Raw genomic sequence first — 21,823 nt, forward strand, 5'->3', positions numbered from 1 at the left:
CTTCGCTCGACCAGCGGGGAGGGGCTCGACCGGCGGGGAAGGGCTCGACCGGCGGGGAAGGGGCTCGACTGGCAGGGAGGGCACTCGACCAGCGGGGAGGGGGCTCGACCAGCGACGACTACGTCTGGCCGACAGCCTTATGGACAGCCTTGGTGAACACCTCGTCGAAGCCTGCGCGGTCGACCGCACCCGACGGGCTCATCGCGGTCGCCTGAACCGACACTGTGTAACCGTTGACCGCGGCGTAACCGAGGACCATGTGCTGGGTCACCGACCGCGTGCCGACCTCGGACACCGTCGTCATCTCGACGACCAGTGTGTCGTCGACGCTCGTCTTCGGGCCGTCGACCACCTTCTGGTCGACGGTCCCCTTGACCGACTGGCCTTGGACGTCCATGTCCATCGTCAGATGGGCGCACTCGCCGCTGACCTGTGCCCGGTACTCGTCGATGGACGCCATCGAGACGCTGACGCCCTCGGCTATCGTCGCCTCCGCGCCCTTCGTGGCGACCACGAGCCCCAGTTCGTCCGCGTCGACTGACGCCGGGATGGCACTGAGTTGCAGGCAATGCGACGGTGTGACGTCGGCGGACCGTGTGCTCTCCAGGATCATGTCCATCATCTTCTGGGTCTGGTCGCGCGGCACTTCTTGCACGGTGTAGCCCGCCGGAAACGCGGAGGCGTCCAGCACGAGTTCGCGAGCCTTCGCCGAATTGGCCGTCGACGACGTGGTCTGCGAACTGTCGTCACCTGCCGCTACGGGGGACCCGGTGGTGGTCCCACACCCTGCGACCAGACCGATCAGACCCGCAGTCGTCACACACGCGCCCAGCATTCGCTTCAACCTGACACTCACGACCGACTCCCTCGTCTTCGATTCCGCGTGACGTCGCTACTGTACGGCGGCGGCCGCACCGCCATCGGTTGTCCGAATGGTGCGTCTCGTCAGCCGGTTTCGGCGACTTTCCGCACTGCGGCGGCGAGTGTCGCGTCGAATGCCGCTCGGTTCGGCGGCGACCCGTCGGCGTTGACGGCCTGGACCGTGACGAGGTAGCCGTCGACGGGCACGCGGCCGATGACGATCTCGCGACGGCCCTTGTCGGGGACGGTCGACATCTGCCGGAACACGACCCCGCGGTGTCCGTCGACGGTCGGCGTCGTGACGTCCGCGTGGGTGATGTCGACCGTCGTGCCGCTCGCGGCCCCGGTCGTCACCTCGACTCGCACTCGTGCGCACTCGCCGGTGACGGCGGCGACGAGCGTCGCGTCGTCGACGCTCGACACCGCGACCGACTCACTGAGCGTCGACGGCCCGCTCGATGCGACGACGCGGCCCGTCTTCGCGACATCGGGGGCGTCGGCGTCCGACTTGCAGGCGGCCGGCGAGACGGTCGCGTCCTTGCGGCTCTCGTCGAACTGCTCGGAGATCGCGCTCTCGTCGTCCTTTCCGAGCTTGACGACGCTGTACCCACCGGGGAAGTCGCCGTCGGTCAGCGCCGAGTCGAGAGCACGCTGCGTCTGTGGGTCCACCGACTCCGACTGCCCGCATGCCGCGAGCGTCGCCGCGAGTGCGACGCCGGTGAGGACGGTGGCGGCTGCCCGAGAGGTCTGCGACATGCAGATCAATCTACTGTGCGGCGTCCTTGTAATAGACGAGCTGGTGGGTGGTGGCGAGCAGGACGTCGGCGTCTCCCCAGATCTGGCCGTACTGGTCGAAGTGGCCGTTGCCGAATCGGGTGCCTCGTGCGGTCGCTCGGACCGAGTTCGCGCCCTGTGCGGCGAGTTCGTCGCGGGTCGCGTGGAAGTAGGTGGTCAACGAGATCGTTCCTGCGGGCATGTAGGTCCCGTGCCGAAGAAACACCCGGGGGAAGAAGGCGTCGGTCATCGACGTGAGCGCCGGGAAGTCGAGCGGGCGCGGCGGTTCGTCGCGCAGCCAGAGGGTGGACGTCGAATCGTCGCTCGCGGCCTCGAGACTCCCGGTGACGAACCGCTTGTCGTAGTTGCGGGCCCACGCGATGAAATCCGGGAAGTCCGTGGCAGGCACGTCGTCGACAGGCGGCAGTTGCGGCGCGTCGCCCTCGGTGTCGGCCCAGGTCTCGCGTCGGACGCCGAACACCGCGGTGCCGGTGGCGACGATCTGATCGTTCTGACCGATCGTGAACGTCCAATGCTGATTGGTGCGGTTGGTACGGATCGCCTCGAGGGCGAGTTCCCATTCGCCTTCGGCGATCGGCGCTGCGAAGTTGATGGTGAGCGCGAGCGGATCGCCGAGGACATCAGGATGATCCGAGACAGCGCGGACGACGGTCGCCGCGGTGATCCCGCCGAACGGTCCGACCATGTTGTTGTACGCGGGGTGCGTCGTCGCGCGGACGGTGTAGCGGTCTGCGGAGTCGAGCTTCTCGACGGTCGTCGCTTCATCGAAGACATGAGTCATACCGCGAACGATACAGAACGAACAGTCTACTGCGATATGCTGGGTTCATGACTGCTCCCTCCGTACACGACCGCCTCGTGTCGTCGGCGGTCACTCTTCTGCGCACCCACGGCGCCGACGGGTTCGGCATGTCGACACTCCTCACGCACAGCAGCGTCGCACGCCGTTCCATGTACCAGCACTTTCCCTCCGGGAAGGCCGAACTGTTGCGGGAGGCGACCGCCGCCGCAGGCAAGGGAGTGTGCGCGTACCTGAAGAGCGTGCTGGCCGAGCACAGCGCCGTCGATGCTCTCGAACTCTGGGCCGACCAGTGGAAGACTTCGATGATCGAGAGCGACTACGCCCTCGGGTGCCCGTTGGCGGCGGCCTCGTTGAGCGCCCAGGAGTATCCGGATGCGGCCGCAGAGGCGGCGAGAGCGTTCGAGCGGGCCACGTCGCTCATCGGCGACGCGCTGCAGCGCGAGGGCCTGGACGCAGAACAGGCACGGCTGGCCGGAGGCTTCATCGTCTCCGGTCTCGAGGGCGCGATCCTCGTCGCCCGGGCGACGAGGTCCGTCGAGCCGTTCGACACGTTCGTCGCGCAGGCCCGCGCCATGTGGTTCCGACCCCAGGGTCGCGTCAGCCGCTGACCGGCTCGCCTGCCTGCGCAGGCTCCAACGTCGTCCCCTTCGGGACGACGAACCACACGAGCACCGCTAACGCCAGCATGAACACACCTCCGACGAGGCTCGTGACCTGCATCGACACCGTGAACGCGTCGCCGGCCATGTCGGCGAGTCCGGGAACGCCCGCCGCACCGGCCACATCGACCGCGGCGCCGATGGATTCGCGCGCGGGAGCGGTGACTGCATCGGGAAGATCGACGAATCCAGTCGTGGCGTCGAGGTCTGCGCGATACATGACCGATGCGATGCTGCCGAGGATCGCGACGCCCAGCACGCTGCCCAACTCGTAGGACGTCTCCTCCATCGCGGCCGCGTTGCCCGCCCGGTGCTCGGGACTTCCCGACATGATGAGTACGGACCCGACGGCGAGCGAACCGATGCCCGCGCCCACGAGACACAACGAGACGACCACCGCGGGATAATGGAGCTCGCCGGGCGGCAGGTAGATCACGATCATCCCGAGTCCGGACACCGCGATCGACGCGGCGAGGACCGCTCGCGGGCCGATCATCTCGGCGAGCTTCGGTGCGATGAGGGACGCCGCAGCCGCCGCGAGAGCCAGCGGAATCAGCTGCACGCCCGTCTTGATCGGCGAACTTCCCTCCACGGCCTGCAGCCACTGCGCGAGCAGCAACAGCGCAGCACCGAGCGCGAACATCGACCCGAGCGCCGCCGCGATACCGCCGGTGAACGGCCGGCTGCGGAACAGCCCGACGTCGAGCATCGGATCGTCTTGCCGCAGACCGCGTCGCACGAACAGAGTGAGCGCGACGACGGCGCCCGCGAAGACGATCCACGCGGCCGGAACCAGCAGACTCGACTCCTTGCCGAACTTCTTGATCGCCCACATCAACGCCACCATGCCGCCGAACGAGAGGCCGACGGTCGGCCAGTCCCACGCGCCAGGCCGGTCCGAACGCGATTCGGGCAGCAGGACGGCGCCAGCGATCACCGCGACGACCATCAGCGGCACGTTGACGAGAAACGCCGCATGCCAGGACAGATGCTCCAGGAGCAGCCCGCCGACCAGAGGCCCGACGGCCGCGCCGAGTCCCGCGACTGCCGACCAGACGGCGAGCGCCATCGCCCGCTGCTTCGCGTCCGCGAAGATCGTCCGGATCAGCGACAGTGTCGTCGGCATGACCATCGCGCCACCGACGCCGAGGGCTGCGCGGATCGCGATCACTGTGGCAGGCGAGTCCGCGATCAAGACGAGCAGCGACGCGACCGCGAACACCGTGTAGCCGATCAGCAGCATCCGCTTGCGACCCCATCGATCGGCGACGCTGCTGGCCGCGACGAGCAGGCCGGCCAGGACCAGGGAGTACACATCGACGATCCACAGCAGTTGCTCGCCGCTGGGCCGCAGTTCCCGCGACATGGTCGGCAGCGCGATGTTCAGGATCGTCATGTCCATCGTGATGACGAGAAGGCTCGCCGACAGGACTGCTGTGCCTGCCCACGCGCGCCGCGACGACATCGTCGTCGGCGTCGTGTCGGTCATCGCGGGCCTCCCGAGGTCTGCACGAACGGAACGAGGGCCCGTCGTAATTGGTCTAGCTCGAGCGGTTCTCCGCGGATCGCGGCGTGGACGCCCGCGCCGTCGGTGATCATGGCGACCGCATGTGCGTTGTCGGCGCCGATGTACTCGCCGAGGACCGCGACCAGACCATCTGTCCAGGACAGGGCGAGTTCACGCGCCCGATCGTCGAACGTCGCGGTGGCCGCCAGGACGACGTCGGAGACGACGTTGCGTCGCCGCGACAGGTACTCGTGCAGGGTGCCGACGAGGGCATCGAGCGCGATCGACCCGTCTGCCCCGTCCGACTCGAATTCGCGCCGGATCTCGGCCAGTCCGTCGTCGACCTCGTCGACGAGCAGTCCGAGCCCCTCCTGCCGCAACTCGTCGAGCGAGGCGAAGTACGCGGTGGTCGAGCCGAGTGGCACCTGTGCACGTCTGGCGACGAGTCGATGGGTGAGTCGGCCCGGACCCATTTCGACGATGAGGTCCGCTGCTGCCTGCACGATCGCGGCTCGTCGTGCCTGCGGATCGTGTCGTGCCATGTGAGCGCCCCATTTCTGTACATCTGTACATGTACGTTTGTACAGAATCCACGAGAGGCACGCAACCGGACCGTTCGACCTGCGCAGAATCACCGTGCTTCCTATCGCCGAGCCGTAATGCTACGTTGACGTAGGAATATTCCTACGCTGTCGTAGGAATGCGAGAGGGGCACGATGGAGATCTTCAATCCGACGACGCACACGTTCGACGAGTTCGACACTGCGACGCAGCGCATCCTGCGCAGCACCGTCGACTACTTCGAGGGACTCGGCAAGGCGCGACTGCTCGCCGACAATCGGGACCGGGTCTGGTACCAGGACTTCCTCGACTTCAACCGACGCGAGCGGGTATTCGCCACGTTCCTGACGCCGGAGGCGATGGCCGACGGCGATCCGGACAAGCGCTGGGACACCGCTCGCAACGCGCGGATGAGTCAGATCCTCGGCTTCTACGGCATGCAGTACTGGTACGTCTGGCAGGTCACCGTGCTCGGCCTGATGCCGATCTGGCAGAGCACCAACACGGCGGCGCGCGAGCGTGCGGCCGCCAGCCTCGAGAACGGCGACATCTTCGCGTTCGGGCTCTCCGAGCAGGCGCACGGCGCCGACGTCTACTCCACCGACATGCTGCTGGATCCCACCGACGATGGCGGTTTCGTCGCGAACGGCGGCAAGTACTACATCGGCAACGGCAACGCCGCCCGCATGGTGTCGGTGTTCGGTCGCCGCAGCGACGCCCCGGTCATCGACTCGGCCGATACGGCGCACCGCATCACCGATGACGAGTACGCGGGTTACATGTTCTTCGCCGCCGACTCTCAGCACGCTGACTACCGGCTGCGCAAGAACGTCGTCGACTCGCAGATGTACGTCGCCGCCTTCGATCTGCAGGACTATCCCGTCGATGCCGACGACATCCTGCACGCCGGACGCGCGGCATTCGACGCGGCCATGAACACGGTCAACGTCGGCAAGTTCAATCTCGGTTTCGGCGCGATCGGCGCATGCGAGAACGCGATGTACGAGGCCCTGACGCACTCGGACGCCCGCATCCTGTTCGGCCATCGGGTCACCGAATTCCCACAGGTCAAGGCACTCGTTTCCGACAGCTACGCTCGCCTGGCCGGAATGAAGCTGTTCAGCGAGCGCGCCGTCGACTACATGCGGTCGGCCGACCTCGACGACCGTCGGTATCTGCTGATCAGCGCGATCGAGAAGATGGCGGTGACGCGTACCGGAATGAAGATCTACGAGGACATCGCCGACGTGATCGCCGCGCGCGGCTTCGAGAACGACATGATGTTCCCCGGCGGCCTCACCTCCATGTTCGGTCTGCCGCGCTTGGAGGGCACAGTCCACGTGAACATGGCACTGTCACTGAAGTTCATGCCCTCGTACATGTTCAGCCCGTCCGACGTCGGGCTCCTCGCCCTCAAGCACGTTCCGGCGGCGGCCCCGTTGACCGGAGCGCTTCGGCGGGCGGGAGCGCTCGCAGCGGGTGTGGTGCCCCAGTTGCGCGCCGAGGCCGCGAAGGCCGCCGTGCGCGAGGTGCCGGTGCGACGCGACGCTGCCGACGATTCGTTCCTGTTCCACCAGGGCCCGAGCTCCGGGCTCGGGAAGATCGCATTCGGCGACTGGCGGCCAGTGTTCGACGAGTTCGCCCACGTCCCGAACGTCGCGGTGTTCACCGAGCAGGCACTCGCGTTCCAAACTCTGCTGGCCGCCGCCGAGCCGACCACCGAGCAGCGCAGCGACGTCGACTTCCTGTTCTCCATCGGCGAGCTGTTCACGATGATCCCGTACGCCCAACTCGTGTTGGAGCAGTCACGGATCGAGGGCGCCGACGCCGACGTCCTCGACCATCTCTTCGACGTCTTCGTCCGCGAGTTCTCCCGGCACGCCGTCTCACTGCACACCAAGCCGACCGCGACGGCGCTGCAGCAGGCGCGCGCCCTCGACATCGTGCGGCGCCCCGTGCCCGACCTCGACCGCGCCGACCGCGTCCTGAATCGGGCCCGCGGACTCGCAGGCGCGTACACGATGAAGCCGTGAACCCGGACTCTGATCACTGGAGGAAACCATGACCGAACACACGACGTCCCGCCCGGAGTTCGGCGCGCCGACGATGCCTCTGCGCGCGACCGACTATGGCTTCTTCGGCCCCGACTCCCCCACGTGGAAGGTGTGGACCGCGCCGAGCGCCGTGATCGGATTCCAGCGTGCCGTCACCCTCGAGCACTTCGACCCGGATCTGACGGCGTCGGTCGCGGACGTCGGCGGCATCTACGCCGACCCGCACGGCAGGTTGGACCACACCTTCGCGTACTTCCTGATCGTCGCAGTCGGCGACAGCCGGATGGCGGTCAATGCTGCGGACCATCTGACGAAGGTGCACATGCAGTCGACGGGGATCGAGCCCATCTCCGGAAAGCGTTACAGCGCAAACAATCCGGCGTCGCAACTGTGGATTCACGTGACCGGTTGGCATTCGGTACTCAAGTGCTACGAGATGTACGGACCGGGCAAGCTGACGGCCGACGAAGAGCGCCGGTACTGGGCCGACTGCGTGAGGGCAGCCGAGCTGCAGACGTGCCGCCCGAGTGACGTGCCGACCTCGCGCGACGAGGTGCGCGACTACTTCGAGACGATCCGACCGACCCTCTGCGTCTCCGAACGCGCACGACGCGGCATGCACTATCTGCTGCACACGCCGCTCGACCGCGGGCCTCGCGTGTGGGCGTCGAGCCGACTCGTCGCGCCCGCCGCGATCGCCTCTTTGCCGAAGTGGATGCGCACTCTCGGCGGTTTCGATCAGCCCGCCGTCGTCGACGTCGCCTACCGGACGGCGACGCGGGTGGCTCTCGCCCCGCTCGCGAGTCAGCCGGAACTGTTGAGCCATATCGTGACTCGGGGCGTCGGCCCGATGACGGGCGCGTTGTACCGCCAGCACCTGCATGCGGACGCGCCGGCGTTCACCGGAACGGTGACGGTCGCCGACGCCCGAGAGAAGTATCTCGCCGCCCCGGCGCGGGCGACGCAGATCGGCGCGCAGTAGGCTTGCATACTGTTTCGACGACCAGACCGGAGGTGGACGTGACCGTCGATCGTCGCACCTCACGGGCCCGCGCCCCGCACCTCGGTCCGGGTCGGCGTCGTCCGCAGATCTTGGACGCGGCCTTGGAGATCGCTAGTCGGGACGGCATCTCGTCGGTGACGATGGCCGCCGTCGCCTCGGCCCTCGATGTGACTCGGCCGGTCGTGTACGCCGCCTACTCGGGGCGGTCGGAGATCCTCCGCGCGTTGATCGAACGCGAGGAGCACTACCTCGGCGAATCCCTGTCGAGCATCCTTCGCAACCGCCGCGTCGACGCCACCGAGTCCGTGTTCGTCGAAGGATTCCAGTCGTTGCTCGAAGCGGTCGACGCACGACCGCAGTCGTGGCGGCTGCTGTACGGGAACCCGGATGCGGAAGTCACGGACCTGTTCGGACGAGGACGCGCGATCGTGTTGGCTCGCTGCTGCGATCTTCTCCGGCCGACGCTCGACGCGTGGGGCACGGAGGACGCCGTCCGGAAACTGCCCGCGCTCGTCGAGTTCTGGGTGTCCTCGGGCGAAGGCGCCGTCCGGACGCTCCTGGAATCACGCGAGGCAGGCGACGAGCGGTGGACGCCTCACGATCTCGGCGCGTTCGTCGGCGCTGCCGTGTACCGCGGACTCCGCGACGCCTGACTACGCTGGCCACCATGCGATACGGGATTGCCATACTGCCCGACATGCCGTGGCAGACAGCCCGTCCGCTCTGGGAGCGGGCCGAGGAGATGGGCTTCACGCACGCGTGGACCTACGACCATCTGGTGTGGGGCGGCCTCCCCGACTCGCAGTGGTTCTCGTGCATCCCGACGCTGACCGCGGCCGCTGCCGTGACGTCGCGCATCGGGCTCGGCACCTTCGTCGCGTCGCCGAACTTCCGCCATCCAGCAGCGTTCTCGCGGGAGGTCCAGACCCTCGCTGACATCTCCGATGACCGACTCCTGGTCGGACTCGGTGTCGGCGGCTCGCCCGACTCGCAGATCCTCGGCCAGCCGGCTTCGACTGTCCGACAACGGGTCGACAGGTTTCAAGAGTTCGTCGGTGTCCTCGACGGTACGTTGCGCAGCGACCACGTCAGCGTCGACGGCGAGTACTTCTCCACCCTCGACATGCGTCTCGTCGGCGGCGAGGTCCGCTCACGTGTGCCGCTGCTCCTCGCGGGCAACGGGCCCCGCTCGGTGCGGTTCGCGGCACGCCACGGCGACGGCTGGGTGACGACCGGGTCGGCCGCCGACTCGGTCGACGAGTGGTTCGCTGCAGTCGCGGCGAACCACCGGCTGCTCACCGAGACCGCCGCGGACACCGGCCGCTCCCTCGACACGTATCTAGCCGTCGACTTCGCTCCCTGCTCGCCGCTGGAGAACATCGGCCGCTTCGACTCGCTGGTCGGTCGTGCCGCCGACATCGGATTCACCGATGTCGTCGTGCACTGGCCGCGCGAGACCGATCCATACCGCGGCGACGTCTCCGTGCTGGAAGAGTTGGCCGCACGCGGCTTTGGCGGGTAGAAGTCGGGCGAGTTCCTCACCGCTGGTCGAGCCCCAACGCTGGTCGAGCGAAGTCGAGACCGCAACGCAGGCAAAAGATCTCGACTCCGCTCGATCAACGGGGAGGAACCGCTCGATCAACAGGAAGTGCTCACCAATCGACCAACGTGCGGACCACCGCGGCTCGCGCCCACGCCGGTCGGGCCCCACCACTGGTCGAGCCCCAACGCTGGTCGAGCGAAGTCGAGACCGCAACGCACGCAAAAGATCTCGACTCCGCTCGATCAACGGGGAGGAACCGCTCGATCAACAGGAAGTGCTCACCAATCGACCAACGTGCGGACCACGCCACCCGCCCCCACGCTGGTCGAGCGAAGTCGAGACCGCAACGCAGGCAACGGGATCTCGACTCCGCTCGATCAGCCAAAGGACCGGTCGATCAGCAGAATGGGACGGTCGATCAGCGGGAGCGCAGCCGAGGATGCTCGTCGCAGTAGTACGAGACGAGGCCGGGCGGGACGGGCGGCTTCAACGGCCGGACCGGCTTGGTGCACGGCGTCCCGTCATCGTTGCGAGCGGTGCAGTATTTGGGAGTGTTCTCGGGTAGCACCATCGCGTCTCCTGGTGAGTGTCGTCAGTGGTTGACGGCTTCATCGTGCCCCGCGGGTACGACAGAATCGTCACGCTGCGCGCCCGGAACCAGCGCGACACCAACCGCGCACGCAGCCGCGAAGCATCCGAGGGTGACCCACGGCCACACGCTCACCTGGACGGTGTCCGACTGCATCTGCACCGACGATCCGAACGCGGACAGCCGGTGGTCTGCGTCCAGCGCGAACCAGAGGACGCCGAGGATCCCGACGAATCCGCAGCCGATCGTCACGTATCCGGCGACGGCCGGACGGTATCGCGGACTCAGTCTCCACAGCGCCACGACCATGAGCGCGAACGCCAGGGTGAGGAGAACGGCGCCCGCACCGGTGTGCGCTCCGACGGCGCTCAACTCCTCAGCTCCGCCTGCCCGGTCGACCTCCGCCTGCGCGATGTCCGCCGAGTCCGGGACCCGCGACCCGGTGCCGCGCGCCCACACGCACAGCACCGTCGTCGCCGATCCGATTGCGAGAAGCAGGAGCGCCCACACCAGCGCGCTCTCCCGGCCGGAACCACTCCCCCGGCCAGACTCGGTCATGGAGCGGGCTTGGGCGCTGCTGGCTGACCGCCGTTCGGTGTCAGGTTCGGCGTTCCCTGTCCCGTCGATCCGTCCTGCGCGACTCCACCGATTCCGGCGACGTCGGTGATCTGCCAGTCCTCGTCCCGATCAAGCGTCACCGTGTACGGGGTGACCGTGTTCAGGCCGTCCGGATTCTGGGTGCTCGTCATCGCCGTCGAGACGAACACCTGGACGACGAACTGCCGGTCGGCGCGCACGTCGACTGTCGTCGCGGCGATCAGCTCGGCGGTCTGCGACCACTGGACCTCTTGGATGAGCGGGGTCAGAGTCTGCACCGCCGTGTCGAACCGAGAGTTGAGTTCGGGGGCCGTCCCCTTCTTGAGCGCGGCGGACCACGCGGGCAGGTCGTCGGCCTTGAAGGTCGCCGCTCCCACCGCGTACTTCCCCGCGACGTTCTGTGCCGTCGCCTTGTCCTGATCGAGCTGTCGCATTGAATCCAGGTCGCCCGACTGCCGCGTGAACGCGACGGCGAGGACCGTCGTCGCGACGAGTGCTGCGATGCAGACGACGACGATCCCGCAGATCACCGGATGCCGACGCGGGTTGAGGTGTTCGCGGACGCGAGAGCCGACGGACGCCTTCGGACCCTCACGACCGGGTTCCGCACGCTCCCAGTCGGCGCGCGCCTCCTCGACGGCGTCGCGCCTCGCGGCCTCGAGCTCGGCGGCCCGCTTCGCCTTCTTCTTCTCCTTCTTCGCCCGCGCGGCATCCGCAGCACTCGCCTGGGCAGTCCCGGTCCGTTCAGGCTCTGCCTGGGCAGTGCCGGTCTCCACAATGTCCTCGTCCGTGACCTCAGCGGCGGTGTCGTCTCGCGTGTCGTTCATGGTCCAACCAGTCCTGTTCTCACTTGGGTGTCGTCACGGTCAGTCTCAGGGAGTCGCCCGGCAGCGTCCGCATGGCCTGTTCGAGCAAGGTGGCGATGTTGAGATCGCCCAGTATCGCCGCTCCCGACGAGCGGGCGGTCGGCACCAGGACCTGGGCAAACCGTCCGATCGGCGGAACCAGTTCGCTCACCGTGGCCGCCGCCCTCTGCAGGGTCGGTTTCCAGCGTTGCGCGATCATCTCGCCGCCGTTGGTGTAGTCCGCGAACGGCTTCACGTGAGTGATCACGTCGTAGAGGTTCTTGCCCGCCATCAGCAGTTCGGGTCTGGTCGGGCGCATCGCCGGTCCGATCCACTTCCCGTCGGCCATCATGGTCGTGCTGTTGCGGATGATCTTCATCAGCGCGGGCTGCGAGTAGATCATCGTGGCGGCCACCATCTGCGCGGCCGGGGTCAGCCGTTGCACCGCGTCCTTCGTCCCGGCGAGTGCTTGCGAGATGGTGTCGACGAGATCGTTCACCAGCGCGGGGTCGATCTGATCGAGCACGGTGCGTGCGGAACCGAGGAGTTCGGGCACCGACGCGGGGACGTCGACGACCTTCGCCGACAATGTCCGATCGCCGGAGATGTAGGGTCCCTCGTCGGACGACGGCGCCAGGTACATCGCGGTCTCGCCGAGCATCGACTGGTTCTCGATCACGAGGTCGCTGTTCACCGGGATTCGGTACGCGGCGTCGTAGGAGACCTTGATCGACACATCGCCCTCGCCGGTGTAGACGACGTCGTCGACGCTCCCGATCGGGACGCCGCGATACACGACCGCCGACCCCGCGTGCAGACCGTTGGTCTTGGGAGCCGTGATGGTGACGGTCGTCGTGTCGATGAGTGGGTTCACGTTCAGCACACCCCCGAGGAGGTAGGCGATCGAGACGAGCAGGACGGCGACGGTCGCGAGGATCGACAGCGCAGATCGGAGAGTCACTTCAGCGCTCCGATCATCCGTAGAACCGCAGCCACCGACTCGGTCACCTCGGTGTCCCCCGAGTTCATCGTCACCTTGTCCAGGGAGATCGCGCCGTTCTCCGCGAACGGGATCAGCTTGTTCTGCGCGACGTCGACGAGTTTGCCTGCGTTCCCGTTGAACTGAGTGGAGTGTGCCGAATAGCTGCGCAGAAGCGGGACGAGTTTCGCCAGGAACGGGTTGAGCTGTGCGAGGCGCGGGGTCAGCCAGTTGAGCCCGAACGCGAGACGACTCGATCCGGCAACCAGTTTGAAGCCCTCGTTGACCGCCTTGAACACTTCGGTCAGTCCGGTGCGGCCCGCCTGCCCGAACGTGTAGCCCAGGACCGTCGGGTCGGCGGAGATCTCGGCCGACACCTCCTGCAGGGAGTCGATCATCGAGTCCAGGTGGTCCGTGTCGCGCGCCAGATCTTCGACGGTCTCGGCGCCGACACGGGAGACCGCCGGAAGATCGACGCCCTGTACATCCACCGACGAGTTGACCTTTCCGACCGCGTCCTGCACTCGCATGAGCGATCCGCCTGCCATGAAATCGGCCAGGTTGGTGATGATGTCTTCGATCTGCGGACCGGGGTCGGAGTCGGCCAGGCCGATGCTGTCACCGTCGCGCAGCATGCTGGCACTCGGTCGGTCCGGCGGGGTGAGGGCCACATAGATGTCGCCGAGCATCGTGAGCTGGCGTAGTTCGGCCGTGCTGCCGACCGGGACTTTGGCTTCGTCCTCGATGCCGAGGGTCAGACGCGCCGCGCCCGGGACCAGATCGATGGCGTTGACCGTCCCGATCCGCGTTCCGCGGAACACCACGCGCGCACCGAGCGGGAGGTTCACCACCGAGACGAAGTCGACGTGGATCTCCTTGGCGTTCGACGACGCGGTGACCCGCGGCAGAGTGTCCGCGGGATTGTAGTTCCGGCCGACGAACACGGCGACAAGCGCCAGAACCACGGCCAGAACGCACAGCGTGGTTCCCAGACGGCGCCGCATCGATCGCATCATCGGCGTCCCCCTTGGATCATCCGTGTCACCAGTGTGCCCAGGTCGACGACCGCCGACCGGGACGATTTCGGATCGCAACTGCCTGCGTCGGACGCGTTCATCGCGGCGCACAGGGCCGAACTGTCGGGGGTCGCGGCCGCTACTTTCGGCGGCGTGACGGTGACTGCGAAGGAGCCCCGCTTACGACTCAACGACGCCTCCAACGATTTCGCGATGCCGGGCATCTCGCGGAGCATCGCCGTCAGGTCATCGAGTCGATTCAGACCGACGTCGATCATCGGTTTGAAGTCGTCCGTCATGTCCAGCATCGGCGGCGCGACGTTCCCCAGGAGGTCGTCGAGGCCGGGGGCGGCTTCGCCCAGCCCGTCGAAGATGTAGACGAAGCTCTTGAACAGGGAACCCATCAGGTGGGTGAGGTCAGCCGAGTTCACGCCGATGTCCCGGATCGCGCTCCAGTTGCGACCCGCGACGTCGGTCAGCACAGCGACGTTGTCGAAGACGGACCGCATCTGCGAGAGGAACTCGTTCGGGTCGGACATGACATCCGACATGTCGTGCAGGATCTTGTTGAGATCTGGCCCGATACCGGTCAGTTGCGACTGCGCCTGCGAGATCAGTTCGCCGAGCGGTTTGTCGCCGCCGACCCCGTCCGGACCGCCCATGTCGTCGAGCATCGTGGTGAACGACGCGAACGCGGTGCTCACCGAGATCGGGGTGAAGCCACGAGAGAGGGGCACGCAGTGGTCGGTCGCCAACCGGGCGCCGCCGTTCGGCGACGCGTCCACCAGTTCCAGCCGTCGGTCGGCGAGGACCGAGTTGTTCACCGCGACGACCTTGGTGTCCGCTCCGAGCGGACGGTCGTCGATCGTCATTCGGACCGTGACGAAGCCGGGCGAGGGCGTCACCTCGTCGACCGAGCCGACTCGCACCCCGCGGATGTTCACCGCGTTCCCCGCATAGAGTCCGGCCGCGTCCGGAAGCTTCGCACACACCGCGGTCGTGTCGTTCCCCGACCGCTTCACATAGACGAGCACTCCGCCTGCGACGAGCAGAGCCACCACGAGCGTGACCACGAGGGCTCGACCGCGCCCGCCGCTCAGCATGTGCGCCCCGCGATCGGAATGCACACGACCGAGGAGTCGAGTACCTGGTCGCCGAAGTCGGCCGATACTCCGTTCGGATGTGCTGCGGCCGAGAGCTTGTCGACCATGCTCTTGAGCATAGTGATGGCCCCGTCCATCCGGTCCGCCGTCTCCTTGGTGGCCGACGCCGATTCCACCAATCGGTGCAGCGGACCGGAGAACCGCTTCTGGTACGGCTCGCCGAGGATGTCGCCGACGTAGAGCACCAGTTCGGCCAGCGCGTCGTACGTGACGATCCCGCGGTCTTTATACCCGACCATGACCGGCAGTACGGCACGGATTCGACGGATCATCTGCTCGAGGACCTGTTGCTCGCCTGCGAGTTCGGACGTGTACTCGCTGCCCAGGGCCGCCAGACTCTTCACCTGCTCCTGTTGGTCGTCCAGGAGGGCGGTGAGCTTCTCGACATCGGGCACGATCTGCTGCACCGCGCCCGGCGCCGAGTCGAGTGCATCGGTCGCCGCGACAGCGGCCTCCCGCATCTTCGGCGCATCGATCTGCGTGACTGTCTTCGCCGCATTGTCGAGGACTTCGGACATGGAATACGGCACAGACGTCCGCTCGCCCGGAATCGCCGTGTGCCCCAACGGCCTACTTCCTGCCGGAAGCAGTGCGACGTACGCTCCGCCGACGACGGTCAGCATGCGGACCTGCAGTGACGTCTGGTCACCGACGAAGACCGACGAGTCGACCGAGAGCCGCACGTCGACGCGTTCGTCGGCGAGTGTCACCTCGGTGACGTTCCCGACCGGGATGCCTGCCACCCGCACCTCGGTGCCCGACGTGATTCCGCCGCTCTCGAACATGTGGGCGCGGTACTCCGCTCTCCCGACCGGTCGCAGATAGAAGACGCCGACGACGATGACGAGGACGACCACCACGACGAGGGCGACGATCGCCCACATCGCCTGTGTGCGACGTCCCACTTCGTCGCTGACGGCGAAGTCCTGCAGTCGTTTCAGCCCTTGCACAACGTCACCTTCCCCGTGCCGAGAAGAACGTCGCCCATCGGCGGCAGAGCCAGCTGCCCTTTGGAGCAGTTGACGCCGAGATCGTCTAGCTGCGTGTCGATCTCGTGCATCGTCGTCGGAATCAGCTTCATCGCCTCGGTGAGCTTTCCGGTGTCCGGGACGAGTTCCATCAGCCGCGCCTGGACCCTGTCGTGACCGCCGAGCGACAGGTCGAAGGTGTGCTTCATCGCCTCCACGATGGGCGGGAACACTTTCGAGCCCTCGCCGAACGCGCCCTTGAGGAGTTCCAGATTCTTCTCGAGAGTGTCGAACAACAGCTGCATGTTGTCCATGAGCGTCTTGATGATCTCGGACTTGCCTTTGAGCTGTTCGGCGATGACGCCGAGGTTGTCCACCAGAATTCGGATCATCGCGTTCTTGTCGGTCGCGAATCGTGAGAGCCGCTCGACGTCCTTGAGCACGTCGCCGATCCCGACACCGTTCTCGCCCTGGAGAAGGTGAATCATGTTGTCGGCGAACGTGTTGAACACAGCCGGGTCGGCGCCCTGCAGGATCGGGCGGAGCCCGTTGAACAGACGGGTGATGTCGAACGACCCCGTCGTCTCACTGGCGGGGATCACCCGTGACGAATCGACCGCCGGGGCGGAGCCCTGTCCCTCATCGAGAATCGCGAGATACCGCTGGCCCACCAGGTTCTGGAAGCGGATAGCGAGGTGATCGTCCCGAGTCAGCCGGTCTTGGTTCCGTACGGTGAACGTCACGCGAGCCACCCCGGTCGGCTGCAGCTCGATGTCCACGATCTTGCCGACCTGAACGCCGCGTACCCGGACGTCGCCGTTCTCCCGCAGGCCGAAGGCGTCGGTGAAGTCGGCTTGATAGGTCTGCGCGTCGCCGGCGACCGGACGGTTGATCGCCTGCACGATCGCGTACACGGCGAGGATCACCACGACCAACACCAGGAGGAGACGCTTGGTCGCCGAGGCAGCAGTTCTCATCGACGCGCCCCCTTGCCTGCGATCAGCGCACGAAGCGGGGTTGCCGCACCGGGCACCACGTCCAGGTCGACGTCCACCGACAGCGTGGTTCGGCCTGTCTCCCGGTCAGTGTGAAATGCCCCGCCGAAACGGTCGATCAGCGACCCCACCTGCCCCGGGGTGACGTCGCGCAACGCGTGCCGGAGCGGCGTCGTGAACGCCGTCATCAGGTCCATCGTCGCGCCGAGTCCGCTCATTCCGTTGAACAGGGTTCCGAGATCGGAGAACAGGCCGCCGATGTCGGCGATCATGTTCTGCACGCGGCCGGTGTATGCGGAGTCTTGGAGGAGTCGGTTGCTGATGATCTTCTCCAACGCGCCGACGGCGCCGCCACCCGCCTGGCTTGCGCCGTTGAGGGCGTCGTCGATCGTCGGCATCATCGAGGTCAGACGGGTGACGTCGCCGCGCTGCATGGTCTGCAGGGACACCGTCGCTGCGGTCAAGAACGGCGCCAGCCGGGTGGTGGTGTCGCTGACCTGGCTCAGGAGGTCACTCAGTTCCGGTGTCAGGACCGGCAGGGTGAACGAGCCTGCGCTGCGCACCGTCGCGGTGATCGTGTAGTTCGACGGCGGATCCTCCAGGGTGAGAACGCTTCCCGACGTCACTCGGGACCCGGTACCGCTCGGAGTCAACCGGAGGGCGTCGGATCCGAACAGGTTGCGCGAGACGAAGCTGACAACGGCGTCGTCGGTGAGTTCGGCTGTCGCCGAAGAGTTCACGCAGGCGACGATCCGAGTGGAGTCCGAGCGCGAGAGGTCCAGATCGCACACCTCGCCGACCGTCTCACCCCGGATGTCCACCGGGACGCCGACCCGGATCCCGTCGGGCACCGACGGCGCCACGATGGAGAATCTCATCCGGTCGTCCGGGCCCGCGAACGGGTTGACGGCGACCACCGCGATCACGACCGCGGCGACGACGACTGCGAGCATCCCTCGAACCCGCAGTGTCCTAGCCGACGGCTCCCTACCCCGCCTCATGCGAAGTTCAACCCGGAGTTCAAGCCCCAGAAGGCAAGGGACAGAAGCATGTCGAAAGCGACGATGAGCACCAGACTCGCTCGGATGGCACGACCGGAGGCGATGCCGACGCCTTCGGGACCACCGCTCGCGAAGTAGCCGTAGTAGGTGTGGGCGATGATCACCACGACGGCGAACACCAGCACCTTGATCGTCGAGTAGACGACGTCCACCGGGCTCACGAACGCTTCGACGTACCGGTCATACGCTCCGGCCGATTGACCGTAGAGGACGCTGACGACCACGCGGGACGACAGATAGGCCAGGCACAGCGACGCCAAGTAGAAGGGCACGATCGCGGCGACCCCTGCGACCACGCGGGTTCCGACGACGAACGGTATCGGCCGGATGGCCTGCGCTTCGAGTGCGTCGATCTCCTCGGAGATCCGCATCGAACCGATCTCGGCGGTCATCCGGCAGCCCGCCTGCGCGGCGAAACCGACCGCGGCGATGATCGGAGCCATCTCGCGGGTGGCAGCGTAGCCAGTGATCAAGCCGGCCATCGGCGACAAGTTCAGCGACTGCAGGCTGGTGACACCGAGGATGCCGATCATCGCGCCGACCGAGACGCCCAATACTGCCAGGACACTTGCGATGCCGCCGCCGACCATGATGGAGCCGTTGCCCCACGTCGTCTCGGCGAACGCTGCCATCGTCTGCTTTCGGTAGGCGCGCACCGTGTGCGGCAGACCGGCGAGCACGTCGGCGACGAACGTCACCAGTCTGCCGACGTACTCGAACGGTCGGCCTGCGGCCTCGCCTGTCGCGTGCCACCGCGGGCGGTGCACGCTCGGCGTCTGACCTCGATTCACGTACGCCACGTCAGATCACCTGAATCGGGATGAACAGTGCGGTCACCTGGGTGATGATCACGTTGATCACCATGGACGCCACGATCCCCAGCACCACGGCCGCGTTCACCGCATCGGCGACGCCACGAGCGCCCCCCGCGGCCTCGAGGCCGCGACGACTCGCGATGACGACGACCACGAATCCGAAGATCACGGACTTGAGCAGGCAGATCCACAGATCGGTGGTCGACGCATACGCCCCGAACGACTGCCAGTAGGAGCCGGCGACGACGCCTTGTCCGACGACGGCGACCACGAAACTGGCGATCACTGCGATCACGATGATCAGGACCGAGAGCACCGGAGCCACCAGGACCATCGCCACCATGCGCGGCGCGACGAGGCGTCGAGTCGGGTCGATGCCCAGTGTGCGCATCGCGTCGATCTCCTCGCGGACCGTCCGCGCACCGAGGTCGGCGGTGATCGCCGAAGCGCCTGCCCCGCCGAGCAGAAGCGCAGCCGCCATCGGCGCACCCTGCTGAATGACTCCCATGCCGCCGACGGCGCCTGCCATCGAGGTCGCGCCGAGGTTACTGGTGAGGCCGCCGATCTGAACCGCGACGATGACCCCGAACGGGATAGCCATGAGGAGAGCGGGCAGAACCGTGATGCTGAGCAGGAACCACGCCTGGGTCACCGCTTCGCGAAACGGGAAGCGGCCGCTGACCAGATCGCTCACGGCGATGACGGGGGTACGGGCACCGAGTCGCACGGTGCGGCCGAAGCCCTGCACACTCTGCGCCATCGCCACGCGCCCAACTCCTGTCCGATGCCGTTCTTCTATGCAAGTTGACACACAACGACCTCTGTCGTGTCACTTGTGAGCCTGGCCATTCTCACACACCTACGTGTCTACTGTCACATAAAGGTGGGAAGATGCTGTTCAATAGGCATTATTGGCGACTTGAGACAGTACGGAACGGCTCACATCGGCATCCAATCGCGTGGAACGACTGAGACAGCGGAGTCCCATATGATTCACTTTCGTAACATCGCGTCGTAACCGGATCGGAGGAATAGGTGGCCCCCGCACGAGCGCCGTCGTCGGATCCCGTACGGACGACCGACCGCCGCGAGCAGACGCAGCGTCGTCAGGAAGACCGGATCCTCGAGGCAGCGTCGGACGAGTTCCGACGCTCCGGGCTCCGGCACGCGAGCATCGACAAGATCGCCGAGGACGCCGGTATCAGTCGCAGCACGCTGTACCGGAGGTTCCCCAGCAAGGACGAGCTCCTCGGCACGGTCGTCGTCCGATTCCGCCGACAGTTCGTGCGCGAGATCAGCGAGAAGGTCAACGGTCTCGATCCTCGGGCCGCCGTCGTCGAAGCGTTCTGCCTGGGGATGTCCCACGTCAGCCACGACGACTTGCTCAAGCGCGTGCTCGGCGACAACCCGGACACCCTCGACGTGTTGGCCGGCTTCAGCGCACCGCAAGTGGAAGACATGGTCGACGAGTTCAGTCGTGGCATCGTCGCCACCTTGCGCGCTGCCGGCGCGTCCATGCCCGACCATCAACTCCGGCTCGCAGCTGAGATTCAGGTTCGCATGGTCGTATCACTGATCACCGCGCCGTCGCGTGCCCTCGACATCGACGACGAGGACGCCCTCCGGGATTTCGCCGAGACCTTGCTCGCGCCGATGATCTGGTGACTGCCCGGGATCAGGCCCGATCTGCCCGGAAGTCGCTGCGCTCCACCGACAGCGAGACGAGGACACCTGCGACCAGACCCCAGAACGCCGAGCCGATGTTGAGAACGGTGAGGTCTGAGACCGACACCAGGAAGGTCACGAGGGCGCCCATCGTGAACCGCGATTCGAACGCCGAGCGGAACGAGTTCTGCAGAGCACCCAACAGCGCCAGACCGCCGACCGTCGCGATGAACTCGCCGGGCATGGCCTGCATCAGTTCGACGAAGACCGGCGCGAACAGTCCGACCACGACGGCCAGAAGGCCGAAGACCAACGCTGCGATGTACTGACGCTCGCGGCGTCCGCCCGCCACCAGCAGGGCGTTGGTCGGGCCTGCCAGGCACGACGAGATCGATCCGACGCCCGCGCCGAGGACGGACCACAGGCCGGATGCCACGGTGACCAGGTTGACCGGCGGCTGGTGGCCTGCCGCACGCAGCACCGCGGTGCCCTGCCCGTTCTGGACGACGATCACGGTGATCGCCAACGGGATCACCAGTTCCATGATCGCCCGAACGGTGAACTCGGGGGTCTGCAGGACCGGCGACGCGATGGGCGAACTGGGTTCGGCGCCGAGATGGAACTTTCCGGTGGCCGCCACCGCCGCTATCCCGACGAGGAACGCTCCGATGATCGGCGGCATCACCTTCGTCACGGTGCGGTGCGCGTGCAGGGCGAAGAACGCGACGATGATCGGGAGCGCCACCCACGGCTGGGCCCCGACGGAGTTCACGATGTCGAGCCCGAACTGCAGGAACACGCCGGCGACCATGCCCATCACGATGGGCGTCGGCAACGCAGCCATGACCTTGCGCACGCGGCCGGTCAACCCGACGACCAGGATCAGCACGCCCGTGATCAGGAAGGCGCCGAGAACTTCGGGCCAGGTCAGACCATTCTTCAGCGACGCGCCGACGAGCACCGTCCCGGGAATCGTCCACGCGAACGCGAGCGGCATCCGGTACACCCAGCTCGCGATCATCGTGAGGATGCCGTTGAGGACGAAGACTCCGAAGATCCAGGACGTCAGTTCGGCGGTGCCGAGGTTTCCGGCCGCACCCGCCGCCAGGATCACCGCGACCGGTCCCGACGCGGAGAAGATCAGGCCGATGATCCCGTTGACGACGTAACTGCCACCGATGTCGCGCACGACAGCCGACGGTCGCAGAAGGCGACGCGCCGGTCGCTCGATCACTCCGGCGATCGTCGGATCGCTCGGGGACTCAGGCGACTCGGCTTCCTGCCCGGGTTCGGACACGGCGTCTCTCCTTGTCCGTAGGTGACGCACCACTGTGCGGTGGCTGCC

Annotated in this window: 23 protein-coding genes; 6 read left to right on the forward strand and 17 right to left on the reverse strand. The window is 66.7% G+C overall.

Translation table 11 applies throughout. The features are described 5' to 3' along the window. Positions 1-118: 118 nt before the first annotated feature. The 3 genes from L5G32_RS15200 to L5G32_RS15210 form a co-directional block, all read right to left on the reverse strand. Positions 119-856: a hypothetical protein gene (locus L5G32_RS15200; RefSeq protein ID WP_237011917.1), complete on the reverse strand. Its 738-nt coding sequence runs from the start codon at positions 854-856 to the stop codon at positions 119-121. An 89-nt stretch (positions 857-945) separates the two neighbouring features. After that, positions 946-1,617, reverse strand: a complete 672-nt coding sequence (locus tag L5G32_RS15205; protein ID WP_237011918.1) for a hypothetical protein — start codon at positions 1,615-1,617, stop codon at positions 946-948. A 10-nt stretch (positions 1,618-1,627) separates the two neighbouring features. Then, complete coding sequence (locus tag L5G32_RS15210) at positions 1,628-2,437, reverse strand: acyl-CoA thioesterase (protein WP_237011919.1); 810 nt, start codon at positions 2,435-2,437, stop codon at positions 1,628-1,630. Between the two features lie 47 nt (positions 2,438-2,484). On the opposite strand from L5G32_RS15210, the gene L5G32_RS15215 reads away from it, so the two are divergent. After that, positions 2,485-3,066: a TetR/AcrR family transcriptional regulator gene (locus L5G32_RS15215; RefSeq protein WP_237011920.1), complete on the forward strand. Its 582-nt coding sequence runs from the start codon at positions 2,485-2,487 to the stop codon at positions 3,064-3,066. Here L5G32_RS15215 and L5G32_RS15220 read toward each other — a convergent pair. Together L5G32_RS15220 and L5G32_RS15225 are read right to left on the reverse strand one after the other, a co-directional pair. Continuing rightward, a complete protein-coding gene (locus L5G32_RS15220; RefSeq protein WP_237011921.1) occupies positions 3,056-4,606 on the reverse strand; it encodes an MFS transporter in 1,551 nt (516 codons plus the stop codon). The two genes, L5G32_RS15215 and L5G32_RS15220, sit on opposite strands and share 11 nt — an antisense overlap. Further along, positions 4,603-5,166 carry a TetR/AcrR family transcriptional regulator gene (locus L5G32_RS15225; RefSeq protein WP_237011922.1) on the reverse strand — a complete coding sequence of 188 codons (564 nt, stop codon included), beginning with the start codon at positions 5,164-5,166 and terminating at the stop codon, positions 4,603-4,605. The genes L5G32_RS15220 and L5G32_RS15225 overlap by 4 nt, the downstream gene beginning before the upstream one ends. A gap of 174 nt (positions 5,167-5,340) precedes the next feature. Here L5G32_RS15225 and L5G32_RS15230 point away from each other — a divergent pair, with 174 nt between their 5' ends. The 4 genes from L5G32_RS15230 to L5G32_RS15245 all read left to right on the forward strand — a co-directional run bounded on the left by L5G32_RS15230 (position 5,341) and on the right by L5G32_RS15245 (position 9,764). Beyond that, positions 5,341-7,218 (forward strand): acyl-CoA dehydrogenase family protein, encoded by a 1,878-nt coding sequence (locus L5G32_RS15230; protein ID WP_237011923.1) that lies wholly within the window; start codon positions 5,341-5,343, stop codon positions 7,216-7,218. Positions 7,219-7,291: 73 nt separating this feature from the next. Then, positions 7,292-8,221, forward strand: a complete 930-nt coding sequence (locus L5G32_RS15235; RefSeq protein WP_237012026.1) for an oxygenase MpaB family protein — start codon at positions 7,292-7,294, stop codon at positions 8,219-8,221. Positions 8,222-8,259: 38 nt separating this feature from the next. Further along, positions 8,260-8,895, forward strand: a complete 636-nt coding sequence (locus L5G32_RS15240; protein ID WP_237011924.1) for a TetR/AcrR family transcriptional regulator — start codon at positions 8,260-8,262, stop codon at positions 8,893-8,895. 14 nt (positions 8,896-8,909) lie between these two features. Next, the gene (locus L5G32_RS15245) at positions 8,910-9,764 is read left to right on the forward strand and encodes an LLM class flavin-dependent oxidoreductase (RefSeq protein WP_237011925.1); all 855 of its coding nucleotides are present in this window, start codon (positions 8,910-8,912) and stop codon (positions 9,762-9,764) included. A 439-nt stretch (positions 9,765-10,203) separates the two neighbouring features. On the opposite strand, the gene L5G32_RS15250 is transcribed toward L5G32_RS15245, so the two are convergent. The 11 genes from L5G32_RS15250 to L5G32_RS15300 are packed head-to-tail and all read right to left on the reverse strand — an operon-like array spanning position 10,204 to position 19,579. Beyond that, the gene (locus L5G32_RS15250) at positions 10,204-10,356 is read right to left on the reverse strand and encodes a hypothetical protein (RefSeq protein ID WP_237011926.1); all 153 of its coding nucleotides are present in this window, start codon (positions 10,354-10,356) and stop codon (positions 10,204-10,206) included. Between the two features lie 21 nt (positions 10,357-10,377). After that, entirely contained in the window at positions 10,378-10,932 is a 555-nt protein-coding gene (locus L5G32_RS15255; RefSeq protein WP_237011927.1) for a hypothetical protein, read from the reverse strand. Then, on the reverse strand, positions 10,929-11,798 hold the full coding sequence (locus tag L5G32_RS15260; RefSeq protein WP_237011928.1) for a serine/threonine protein kinase: 870 nt from the start codon (positions 11,796-11,798) through the stop codon (positions 10,929-10,931). The genes L5G32_RS15255 and L5G32_RS15260 overlap by 4 nt, the downstream gene beginning before the upstream one ends. 19 nt (positions 11,799-11,817) lie before the next feature. Beyond that, complete coding sequence (locus L5G32_RS15265) at positions 11,818-12,777, reverse strand: MlaD family protein (RefSeq protein WP_237011929.1); 960 nt, start codon at positions 12,775-12,777, stop codon at positions 11,818-11,820. Next, a complete protein-coding gene (locus L5G32_RS15270; protein WP_237011930.1) occupies positions 12,774-13,811 on the reverse strand; it encodes an MlaD family protein in 1,038 nt (345 codons plus the stop codon). Before L5G32_RS15270 ends, L5G32_RS15265 begins: the two co-directional genes overlap by 4 nt. Continuing rightward, positions 13,808-14,938 carry an MlaD family protein gene (locus L5G32_RS15275; RefSeq protein ID WP_237011931.1) on the reverse strand — a complete coding sequence of 377 codons (1,131 nt, stop codon included), beginning with the start codon at positions 14,936-14,938 and terminating at the stop codon, positions 13,808-13,810. The genes L5G32_RS15270 and L5G32_RS15275 overlap by 4 nt, the downstream gene beginning before the upstream one ends. Next, positions 14,908-15,924 carry an MlaD family protein gene (locus tag L5G32_RS15280; RefSeq protein WP_237011932.1) on the reverse strand — a complete coding sequence of 339 codons (1,017 nt, stop codon included), beginning with the start codon at positions 15,922-15,924 and terminating at the stop codon, positions 14,908-14,910. Before L5G32_RS15280 ends, L5G32_RS15275 begins: the two co-directional genes overlap by 31 nt. Continuing rightward, a complete protein-coding gene (locus tag L5G32_RS15285) occupies positions 15,912-16,919 on the reverse strand; it encodes an MlaD family protein (protein WP_237011933.1) in 1,008 nt (335 codons plus the stop codon). The genes L5G32_RS15280 and L5G32_RS15285 overlap by 13 nt, the downstream gene beginning before the upstream one ends. Next, positions 16,916-17,890 (reverse strand): MlaD family protein, encoded by a 975-nt coding sequence (locus L5G32_RS15290; protein ID WP_237011934.1) that lies wholly within the window; start codon positions 17,888-17,890, stop codon positions 16,916-16,918. Before L5G32_RS15290 ends, L5G32_RS15285 begins: the two co-directional genes overlap by 4 nt. A gap of 44 nt (positions 17,891-17,934) precedes the next feature. Beyond that, positions 17,935-18,789 carry an MlaE family ABC transporter permease gene (locus L5G32_RS15295; protein WP_237012027.1) on the reverse strand — a complete coding sequence of 285 codons (855 nt, stop codon included), beginning with the start codon at positions 18,787-18,789 and terminating at the stop codon, positions 17,935-17,937. 10 nt (positions 18,790-18,799) lie between these two features. Next, a complete protein-coding gene (locus L5G32_RS15300; protein WP_237011935.1) occupies positions 18,800-19,579 on the reverse strand; it encodes an MlaE family ABC transporter permease in 780 nt (259 codons plus the stop codon). Positions 19,580-19,848: 269 nt separating this feature from the next. On the opposite strand from L5G32_RS15300, the gene L5G32_RS15305 reads away from it, so the two are divergent. Further along, entirely contained in the window at positions 19,849-20,478 is a 630-nt protein-coding gene (locus L5G32_RS15305) for a TetR/AcrR family transcriptional regulator (RefSeq protein ID WP_237011936.1), read from the forward strand. Between the two features lie 10 nt (positions 20,479-20,488). Here L5G32_RS15305 and L5G32_RS15310 read toward each other — a convergent pair whose 3' ends face one another. Then, the gene (locus tag L5G32_RS15310) at positions 20,489-21,721 is read right to left on the reverse strand and encodes a benzoate/H(+) symporter BenE family transporter (protein ID WP_237012028.1); all 1,233 of its coding nucleotides are present in this window, start codon (positions 21,719-21,721) and stop codon (positions 20,489-20,491) included. Positions 21,722-21,823 lie beyond the last annotated feature (102 nt).

Source organism: Gordonia zhenghanii, from assembly GCF_021738965.1.
Taxonomy (GTDB): domain Bacteria; phylum Actinomycetota; class Actinomycetes; order Mycobacteriales; family Mycobacteriaceae; genus Gordonia; species Gordonia zhenghanii.

Bases quoted from the DNA above. Each gene is read 5' to 3' on its own strand.
- L5G32_RS15205 (WP_237011918.1), bottom strand. From the start codon at position 1,617: ATGTCGCAGACCTCTCGGGCAGCCGCCACCGTCCTCACCGGCGTCGCA.
- L5G32_RS15210 (WP_237011919.1), bottom strand. From the start codon at position 2,437: ATGACTCATGTCTTCGATGAAGCGACGACCGTCGAGAAGCTCGACTCC.
- L5G32_RS15215 (WP_237011920.1), top strand. From the start codon at position 2,485: ATGACTGCTCCCTCCGTACACGACCGCCTCGTGTCGTCGGCGGTCACT.
- L5G32_RS15220 (WP_237011921.1), bottom strand. From the start codon at position 4,606: ATGACCGACACGACGCCGACGACGATGTCGTCGCGGCGCGCGTGGGCA.
- L5G32_RS15225 (WP_237011922.1), bottom strand. From the start codon at position 5,166: ATGGCACGACACGATCCGCAGGCACGACGAGCCGCGATCGTGCAGGCA.
- L5G32_RS15230 (WP_237011923.1), top strand. From the start codon at position 5,341: ATGGAGATCTTCAATCCGACGACGCACACGTTCGACGAGTTCGACACT.
- L5G32_RS15235 (WP_237012026.1), top strand. From the start codon at position 7,292: ATGCCTCTGCGCGCGACCGACTATGGCTTCTTCGGCCCCGACTCCCCC.
- L5G32_RS15245 (WP_237011925.1), top strand. From the start codon at position 8,910: ATGCGATACGGGATTGCCATACTGCCCGACATGCCGTGGCAGACAGCC.
- L5G32_RS15250 (WP_237011926.1), bottom strand. From the start codon at position 10,356: ATGGTGCTACCCGAGAACACTCCCAAATACTGCACCGCTCGCAACGAT.
- L5G32_RS15255 (WP_237011927.1), bottom strand. From the start codon at position 10,932: ATGACCGAGTCTGGCCGGGGGAGTGGTTCCGGCCGGGAGAGCGCGCTG.
- L5G32_RS15260 (WP_237011928.1), bottom strand. From the start codon at position 11,798: ATGAACGACACGCGAGACGACACCGCCGCTGAGGTCACGGACGAGGAC.
- L5G32_RS15270 (WP_237011930.1), bottom strand. From the start codon at position 13,811: ATGATGCGATCGATGCGGCGCCGTCTGGGAACCACGCTGTGCGTTCTG.
- L5G32_RS15285 (WP_237011933.1), bottom strand. From the start codon at position 16,919: ATGAGAACTGCTGCCTCGGCGACCAAGCGTCTCCTCCTGGTGTTGGTC.
- L5G32_RS15290 (WP_237011934.1), bottom strand. From the start codon at position 17,890: ATGCTCGCAGTCGTCGTCGCCGCGGTCGTGATCGCGGTGGTCGCCGTC.